The sequence below is a fragment of the Cyclobacterium roseum genome, from assembly GCF_010119225.1.
GTDB classification, from domain to species: Bacteria; Bacteroidota; Bacteroidia; order Cytophagales; family Cyclobacteriaceae; genus Cyclobacterium; species Cyclobacterium roseum.
Window position 1 is genome coordinate 1 of record NZ_WNKF01000031.1, and the last position, 8731, is coordinate 8731.

Consider the following 8731-nt stretch of genomic DNA (forward strand, 5'->3'; position numbering starts at 1 on the left):
CGTGGGTCAGATAAAGGGGATTTGTAATCCCCGAGAAGTGCACGTCAGCAGGATTACAAATCCTGCGTTATCTGGGTTCGGAATTACAAATCCCGAACAGCGTGGCATCTCGCTCCGCGGAATTTGTAATTTCGTGGGTCAGATAAAGGGGATTTATAATCCCCGAGAAGTACACGTCAGCAGGATTACAAATCCTCTATTATTCAATAGGAACATGAAACTCATTGCTACTCCTGCCGCCGGGCGTGACGGTCACGTAGCGCAAAACCAGGGATTCCTGATCCTTGCCTGGAATAGGGGCAAGCACCGGTCCCGTGTACAAGCGGGCAGTTTGATCTGCCTTATGCCCATCTACGGTGTAATAGACCTTGGCGCCTTCCACCAGGGACTGAATCTGGATCAAATGCCTTCCGGATGCAGAATCCTTTTGGATGTTTACGATGGCTTCGGGAATTCGGAAAAATACGCCTTGTTTCTCCAGCGACAGCAAGCGGGCAGGTAACCGATCCCGGAGAAAGGATTGGTAATCTTTTTCCTCCTTGGTTTTCCAGGCCACTTCGGCCAGGGCCAGGGCTCTGGGGAACAGAAAATATTCCATCTTTTGGTTGGTAGGAATGTATTCCGTCCAAAGATTTGCCTGAACCCCCAATACATGTGCTGCTTCTTCCTCGCTCAAAGCCTCTGGTACAGGTGAGTAGCTATATACTTTTTCCAGCGGAAGAAACCCGCCAATGGCCAGGGGTTCAGTTGTTTTGTCTTCCGCCTGATAATGATCAAAGTATAAATGGCTGTTAGGAGTCATGATTACGTCGTGCCCCATTTGGGCTGCAGCGATACCTCCTTTTTCTCCCCTCCAGCTCATGACCGTCGCATTGGGGGCCAGGCCACCTTCCAGGATTTCATCCCAACCAATTATTTGCCGTCCGTTTTCATTCAAAAATGCCTCGATGCGTTGGATAAAATAACTTTGAAGTTCGTGTTCATCCTCCAGTTTTTCTTTTTTGATGACTTTCTGAGCAATGGCGGAGGTTTTCCAATGGTCTTTGGGCACCTCATCCCCGCCTATATGAATGTATTCCGAGGGAAAGATATCCATGACCTCCTTAAGCACATCTTCCAAAAAGCCAAAGGCAGCAGGGGTTGGACCATAAATATTGTAATGTACGCCCCAATATCCGGGCACTTGCTTGCTGATCTCATTATTCAATGGTTCGCCCTTTTCATTTACGGCAGCAATACTGCCTTTGGCTGTTCCTTCGGTGATTTCAAAACTACCGAATTCAGGGTAGGCGGCAAGTACGGCAGAGCTATGGCCGGGCAGTTCTATTTCCGGTATGACGGTAATCTTTCTTTCAGCGGCGTAGCGCACAATTTCCCTGGCTTCCTCCTGCGTATAGTAACCCCCGTGTTTTTCGTTTTCGTAAATAAATGGCTGGTAATCGTAATATTGCCCGATAATGGTGGAATCCCTCCAGGCTCCGATTTCGGTTAATTTTGGATATTTTTTGATCTCCAGACGCCAACCCTGATCATCCGTCAGGTGCCAGTGAAGGGTATTGAATTTAAGCTGGGACATCAAGTCCAGCATTTTTTTCACCTGGGCGGTGCTAAAAAAATGTCGGGAGACATCCAACATGATGCCCCGGTAGCCAAAGGCAGGCGCATCGGCAATTTCCAGCTGCGGGACCACAGCTTTGCTTCCCTGCACTTCCACCAATTGAAACAGGGACTGCAATCCGTAAAACAAACCCCTATCGGCTCCCCGAATGACCACGCCTTCCCCGGTGACCTCCAGCGTATAGGCCTCGGGATTGTCCGCTACCATGCTTTCCTCCAAAACGATCAGCACCCCATGGGCAGGGGCCTGCATCCGCACTGGCAGTTCAAATCCTGTTTTGGTTTCCAGCAGGCCGCTAAACAAATGGGCTGATTTTCTGGCGGTTGCACTTTCTGCCACCAGCACGGTACCTGGGTCCAGGTTCCAATGCCCTTCTCCGGTAATCACGGTTTTAGGTTGCGGGAGCAGCTGATGGGTTTGGGCGAGTAGGCTTACCTGGCTAAGGAATAGGAGTAGTCCGGCTATAAGGAGGTTTTTATTCATGGATCAGTTATTTGTCACGGCCTAAAGGCCTGTTCGTACTTTATGTTTCACAAAAAAATTAATTAAGAATCAAATGTAATTATAAAAAATTATAATTAAAAACAGAAAACCTGGCAGAAGGGGCTTAGGGACTGAGAGAAGGGGAGACTTAGAGAGGGGGAGACGGTGAGACTCAGGGACGGAGGGATGATTTGATGATTGGATGTCTCGTCACTGCGAGGGTGCAGACGTGAATTTGATCGAATGGCAGTATTTGCTCCAGCACCCGCGACAGTCTGCCGGTTTACGTTTGCGTTACTCGTTTTTTACTTGCTTTCTACGAAGGACTTGCGGTTTCGCTCCGGATCAGATTGCTTCGCTGGCGCTCGCAATGACGACGTTGGAGTAACCGCAAGCCGTTCCCGTCACTGCGAGGGTGCAGCCGGAGTAGAATCGAATGGTCGTAGTCGCTCGGGCACCCGCGGCAGTCTGTCGGAGAACGAGTCCATCATTCGTTTTTTGATAGTATTCTACGAAGAACTTGCAGTTCTCGCTTCGGATCAGATTGCTTCGCTGGCGCTCGCAATGACGGGTTCACGCAATGACGGGTTCTCGACACTGCGAGAATTAACATTTTAAAAAACGCAGAAATCGGGATGACGGTATTTGTTTTTAACTATTTAAAAATCAATATGTTAAAAAAATAATGAATGGCATCAAATCACCTCCCCCCAGCCCCCTCCTGTTTTCAGGAGGGGGAGACAGGGGGTGGTAAAAATACGTCATCGGTAGGGTGCAGACGGATTCCAATCGTATGGTCGAAGTCGCCCGCGCACCTGCGGCAGTCTGTCGGAGAACGAGTCCATCATTCGTTTTTTGATAGTATTCTACGAAGGATTTGCAGTTCTCGCTCCGGATCAGATTGCTTCGCTGGCGCTCGCAATGACGACGTTGGAGTAACCGCAAGCCGTTCCCGTCACTGCGAGGGTGCAGACGTGAATTTGATCGAATGGCAGTATTTGCTCCGGCGCCCGCGGCAGTCTTTCGGAGTACGTTTGCGTTACACGTTTTCTATTTGCTTTCTACAAAGGACTTTCGGTTTCGCTTCGGATCAGATTGCTTCGCTGGCGCTCGCAATGACGAAGTTGGAGTAACCGCAAGCCGTTCCCGTCACTGCGAGGGTGCAGCCGGAGTAGAATCGAATGGTCGTAGTCGCTCGGGCACCCGCGGCAGTCTGTCGGAGAACGAGTCCATCATTCGTTTTTTGATAGTATTCTACGAAGAACTTGCAGTTCTCGCTCCGGATCAGATTGCTTCGCTGGCGCTCGCAATGACGGGTTCACGCAATGACGGGATCTCGCAAGGACAGTTATAGATGATTGGTCTTAATTTTCCGCAATGTAGAAGGGATCGATCAAAAATAAATTGGGGTTTTCCGGGGATACCTGTATCCGAACGGCATGCATGTCCCGATCGCCAAAGACCTGCACCGCCGTAAAATTCGTAATGGTCTGGCCATTATGGTCCCGAAGTGGCTGGTCTACCTGATAGCGATGATGATCTCCATATAATAGCAATACCGGTTTGCCAAAGTCCAGTACCTGTTTCCGTAGCACCTGTACAAAGCTAGCATGCCCGTTGCGCTCGTTCCCGGTCTGGTAATCCAACCCGGCATGCAATACCAGCACCATGCCCAGACTTTCCGTCTCCCGGGCTTGTTCAAACAGCTGTGTCAACCAAAAATTATTGGCCAGTTCCCGCTCATAAAACTCATCGTTCAGGGCAGTCGAATCCAATTTGAGATTATTATTCGATCCTACCACATGCAAGGTCCCAAAAGTGATGCCTGCCTCCTGCCAACGGGCATTTTCAGGAAACTTTTCAAAGCCCTGCCAGCTGTTTTGCCGCTCCAGGGGCATCGGGTGTTTGCCCTGGCTTTGATCGGTGGCATAAAATAACTGCCGCAGTTTATCCAGTCGTTCCTCCGGATCAAAACCCCCACAAGCTTCCCGGTGACAATCCGTCCATTCATTGTCCCCGGGCGTATAAATCAGGGGCTGTTCAAATTGATCGAAATAGCCCTGGATGGTTGAATAGTATTCATCCGAACAAGGCGTGCCTCCGGATTTGATGTCTCCCACGTGCAGGGAAAAATCGGGATTGGCTGAATTAATCGTCTGAATCAAGTGCTCAAACCGCTCAAAATCTTCGGGGAGGTGATAGGGCATGTCGCCTATCGCCATAAACGTTAGCGGTTGATTTCCCGAAGGAGTGCAGGCACTCAGGCAAGAAGCCATAAAAAGAATCAATCCCAATCGGTAGTTCATATTTTAATTAATAAAAGATTTTGTCATGGTATAGGTCCCGTTGCTTACCCTTTGCAAGATAAAAACTTTCTGTAGACCTTGGCTATGGTTAGATCGAGAAAAAGCAGTAGCTGCAAAGGGATAGCGGAAAATGACCGGCTTATATCACTCATGCAGCGCGCTTTCCCAATAAAATTCATCCCGATTACATTCGGGTAAAAGGAAGGCAAAAAGCTATTTTCCTAGTAAACCGATAGAGATAACATAAAAATAATTTTAATTCCGGATTTCAAGCTAAATGTTTTTAACGACAGTAAAAACCATTTAAAATACAAAAACAGGCATTCAAAAAATTTAAACACCGATTTTAACCTTTGAAAGCCAACCGGAAGCCCTTTTTATATTCTTTCTAAAGTTTTGAAATAAATTACTGCCCCACTACTTTTAGGCCTTCAAACGGCTGGTACCGGCAGTAAATGATTAAGCCCTGCATGCTGTGGATGAGCGGCCGATCCAATCGGCCTCCAACCCAAACAAACAGCGGCAGAGGACCCGGCTTCTGAAAATCGTAAGCCGGAAATTTTTACCCATTGTCGGCAACCTTTTGGTTCCCTGAGCAGGTCCTTATTTGGGACCCACCGGGCGAAGCTGTGTCCAACTTATACCCCTAGATGTTTTCTCCCAGCCTTATTACCTTATTGATAGTGGCAGGATTGGTACTGGTACTATACCGGGACCTGCTTCGACCGTCTTTCGCATTTTTGGGGGCGGTTTTTTTATTGCTCCTCCTGCAGATTATACAGCCGGAGGAGTTTTTGATGGGATTGGCCAATAAACAGATCATCGTCATCTTTCTGCTTATTGGCCTGACCGCCGGCATCCAACAAAATATTGGAAACGGTTTCTTTTTCAAGATTTTTAGCCAAAAACTGAAACCAGGGATTTTTCGGGTACGGCTGATGCTGTTGGTTGGAAGCCTTTCAGCGGTGCTAAACAACACCCCGGTGGTGGCGTTTATGATTCCCTATGTGAAAGAATGGACCAAAACCAACCAATACCCGGCCTCCAAATTCCTGATCCCACTGTCCTTTTCCACCATTCTGGGGGGCATGATCACCGTGGTGGGGACTTCTACCAATCTGGTGCTAAACGGACTGATCAGCCAATATGACCTCCCCTTGCTGGGGTTTGAGGATTTCCTCTACCTGGGTTTGCTGGTGGCATTCTTTGGCATTCTGTACCTGAGCATCGCCTCCAATCATTTACTTCCGGTCAGGGAAGAAAATAAAAGTGAAATCATCGATCACCTGAACGAATACCTGGTCGAAACCCGGCTGCCACAGGGATCCAAAATGCATGGCAAAACGGTAAAAGCAGCCGGACTGCGAAAATTAAAGGAAATATTTCTGGCGGAAATCAAACGAGGAAACCAGGAAATTTCGCCCGTGGGACCCAACGAAATCCTACAAGAAGGGGACAAGCTTTTTTTTACCGGTAATTCGGAGGCCATTCTGGAACTGATCAGGGAAGAAAATGGGCTTAGCCTACCGGAGGAAGGCCATGTTTCCAACTATGGGTTTTTTCAGCTCACAGAAGCGGTGGTTCCTGCCAGCTCTTCCCTGATCGGCGAAAAGATCAAAGACAGCGATTTCCGTAACCGCTACCAGGCTTCCATCGTCTCCATCCATCGGAATGGTACCCAACTAAAGGGCAATATTGGAGAAACCAAGGTGCAGGCAGGAGACTTGTTTTTAATGTTGACCGGTAAGGATCATACTCGAAATGAGTACCTGAAAGACCTGATTATCATCACCCTGAGGGGAGAACTCAAGCAGGAAAACGCGCGCTTTCGGGGATTACCTTCCTTATTGGCATTGGCGCTGTTGTTTACCGGGATTATTGGCTGGGTGGATCTTTTTATGGCAGCTTTTGCCGGAATCCTTACCCTGTATTTATTTAAAGTGTTAAATTTGCAGACTTTACGGAAAGCGGTGGACCTGGATCTCTTGCTGATTCTGGTTTGTTCCCTTTCCCTGGGAGTAGCGCTGAGCAATTCCGGAGCCGCCAATATATTGGCGTCGGGCTTGCTTGACCTGACCCAGGGTTCGGAGCCGGTTTGGGCACTGCTGTTGCTGTTTGTGATGACCTTGGTGCTCACCAGTCTGATTACCAATGCAGCGGCGGTATCCATCATGTTTCCCATTGCCATGGAGTTGGGGCAGCAGTTGGGGCAACCCTTGACACCCTTTTTCGTGGCGATTGCTTTTGCCGCTTCCGGAGATTTCATGACCCCCATCGGGTATCAAACCAATCTGATGGTCATGGGGCCCGGCAATTATAAGTTTAGGGATTATTTTGCCATTGGATTTCCGCTGACACTGATCTACGCAACAGTCGTCATCTTGTTTATCCAATGGTATTATTTATAAATCAATCAATGCAGCAGTGATGCCGCAGGATTTCTATGCAGGAAAACATTCATCCATCGGAATTTAAGATTACCCGGCAAGTCCGGCAAGCAGCCCTGGGACAAAATCCCCGGTTGATCTGGTTTACCGGTCTGTCAGGGTCCGGCAAATCCACCCTGGCCAATGCTACCGAGCAGGCCTTGCACAAACGGGGCTACCATACCTACCTGCTGGATGGGGATAATATCCGTACCGGCCTGTGCTCCGACCTGAGTTTTAGCAAGGAGGATCGGGTAGAAAACATTCGTCGGATCGCCGAGGTAGCGCTGTTGATGATGGACGCGGGCCTGATCGTATTATCGGCTTTTATCTCTCCTTTCCGATCCGATCGGGAAATGATACGCGAACGGGTAGGCCCCGACCGGTTTCTGGAAGTTTTCGTGGACTGCCCCCTGAAGGTTTGCGAGCAGCGGGATGTCAAAGGGCTGTATCAAAAAGCCCGGCAGGGATTGATTAAAGATTTTACAGGGATTGATTCGCCCTACGAAGCACCCGAATCCCCCTTTCAAGTGATCAAAACCGCTGAAGTTCCGTTGGAAGAAGGGGTCACGCAATTGGTAAAAGCATTGGACAAAAAATTAAAATAGTAACTATGGCACATTATTATCTATCCCACCTGGAAGAACTGGAAGCGGAGGCGATTTTTGTAATCCGGGAGGTGGTTTCTCAATTTGAAAAGCCGGCACTGCTTTTTTCCGGTGGAAAAGACAGCATTGTACTGGCCCACCTCTCGCACAAGGCGTTTTATCCTTCCCGAATCCCCTTTCCCCTGATCCACATTGATACGGGGCATAATTTTCCCGAAACCATCGCCTTCCGGGATGCACTGGTGAAGAAGCTGGGGGTGCAGTTGATCGTTGGATCGGTGCAGAAAAGCATTGACCAGGGCAAGGTTCGGGAAGAGACCGGTGCCAATGCCAGTAGAAATGCCCTGCAGACGGTAACCCTGCTGGATACCCTGGAGGAATATAAAATTGATGCCGCCATGGGAGGTGCCCGTAGGGACGAAGAAAAAGCCCGGGCAAAGGAGCGTTTCTTTTCCCATCGGGATGAATTCGGGCAGTGGGATCCCAAAAATCAACGCCCCGAGCTCTGGAACCTCTTTAATGGTAAAAAACACATGGGCGAACATTTCCGCGTGTTTCCGATTTCGAACTGGACGGAAATGGACGTTTGGCAATACATACAACATCAGAATATCGACTTGCCCTCCCTGTACTTTTCCCATCAGCGGGAATGCGTGGTGCGGGACGGGGTGATCCTGGCCAAATCGGATTTTATTCAGTTGAAGCCTGAGGAGGAAATAAAGACCATGACCGTCCGGTACCGGACTTGCGGCGACATGCCCATCACGGGAGCCGTGGAATCGGATGCCGATGACCTGGAAAAAATCATTGCCGAAGTAGCCACCACCCGAACCACCGAACGGGGAACGCGTGCCGATGACAAACGCGGCGAAACCGCCATGGAGGATCGGAAGAAGAGTGGGTATTTTTAGAGATGATTTGATGATTTGATGATGTGGTGATGTGATGATGTGATGATTTGGTGATGATGCCGTCAACGGTAGAATTAACATTTTAAAAAACGCAGAAATCGGGATGACGGTATTTTTTTTAACTATTTAAAAATCAATATGTTAAAAAAAATAAAGAGTGACATCAAATCACCTCCCCCCAGCCCCCTCCTGTTTTCAGGAGGGGGAGACAGGGGGTGGTAAAAATACGTCATCGGTAGGGTGCAGATGGAGCCCAATCGAATGGTCATAATTGCTTGGGCACCCGCGGCAGTCTGTCGGAGAACGTGTCCATCAGTCGTTTTCGGATGGTATTCTACGGAGGACTTGCGGTTTCGCTTCGGATCAGATTGCTTCGCTG

General features: G+C 48.8%; 6 protein-coding genes. 3 read left to right on the forward strand and 3 right to left on the reverse strand.

Annotated features, from left to right (window positions below; translation table 11 throughout):
• Positions 1-199: 199 nt before the first annotated feature.
• Both GJQ68_RS22775 and GJQ68_RS22780 read right to left on the reverse strand, forming a co-directional pair.
• Entirely contained in the window at positions 200-2101 is a 1902-nt protein-coding gene (locus GJQ68_RS22775) for a beta-N-acetylhexosaminidase (RefSeq protein ID WP_162419571.1), read from the reverse strand.
• Between the two features lie 1364 nt (positions 2102-3465).
• A complete protein-coding gene (locus GJQ68_RS22780; protein WP_162419572.1) occupies positions 3466-4407 on the reverse strand; it encodes a metallophosphoesterase in 942 nt (313 codons plus the stop codon).
• A 650-nt stretch (positions 4408-5057) separates the two neighbouring features.
• On the opposite strand from GJQ68_RS22780, the gene GJQ68_RS22785 reads away from it, so the two are divergent.
• Genes GJQ68_RS22785 through cysD form a run of 3 tightly spaced genes read left to right on the forward strand, consistent with a single transcriptional unit; the run spans position 5058 to position 8352 of the window.
• Positions 5058-6815 carry an SLC13 family permease gene (locus tag GJQ68_RS22785; protein WP_162419573.1) on the forward strand — a complete coding sequence of 586 codons (1758 nt, stop codon included), beginning with the start codon at positions 5058-5060 and terminating at the stop codon, positions 6813-6815.
• A gap of 35 nt (positions 6816-6850) precedes the next feature.
• Complete coding sequence (gene cysC, locus GJQ68_RS22790; protein ID WP_162419574.1) at positions 6851-7441, forward strand: adenylyl-sulfate kinase; 591 nt, start codon at positions 6851-6853, stop codon at positions 7439-7441.
• Positions 7442-7446: 5 nt separating this feature from the next.
• Positions 7447-8352 (forward strand): sulfate adenylyltransferase subunit CysD, encoded by a 906-nt coding sequence (gene cysD / locus GJQ68_RS22795; protein WP_162419575.1) that lies wholly within the window; start codon positions 7447-7449, stop codon positions 8350-8352.
• Positions 8353-8474: 122 nt separating this feature from the next.
• On the opposite strand, the gene GJQ68_RS23475 is transcribed toward cysD, so the two are convergent.
• On the reverse strand, positions 8475-8731 hold a 257-nt coding region (locus GJQ68_RS23475), incomplete at its 5' end, for a hypothetical protein (RefSeq protein WP_235941858.1).

Coding starts and splice junctions, on each gene's coding strand:
- GJQ68_RS22780 (WP_162419572.1), bottom strand. CDS start 4,407: ATGAACTACCGATTGGGATTGATTCTTTTTATGGCTTCTTGCCTGAGT.
- GJQ68_RS22775 (WP_162419571.1), bottom strand. CDS start 2,101: ATGAATAAAAACCTCCTTATAGCCGGACTACTCCTATTCCTTAGCCAG.
- GJQ68_RS22785 (WP_162419573.1), top strand. CDS start 5,058: ATGTTTTCTCCCAGCCTTATTACCTTATTGATAGTGGCAGGATTGGTA.
- cysD (WP_162419575.1), top strand. CDS start 7,447: ATGGCACATTATTATCTATCCCACCTGGAAGAACTGGAAGCGGAGGCG.
- cysC (WP_162419574.1), top strand. CDS start 6,851: ATGCAGGAAAACATTCATCCATCGGAATTTAAGATTACCCGGCAAGTC.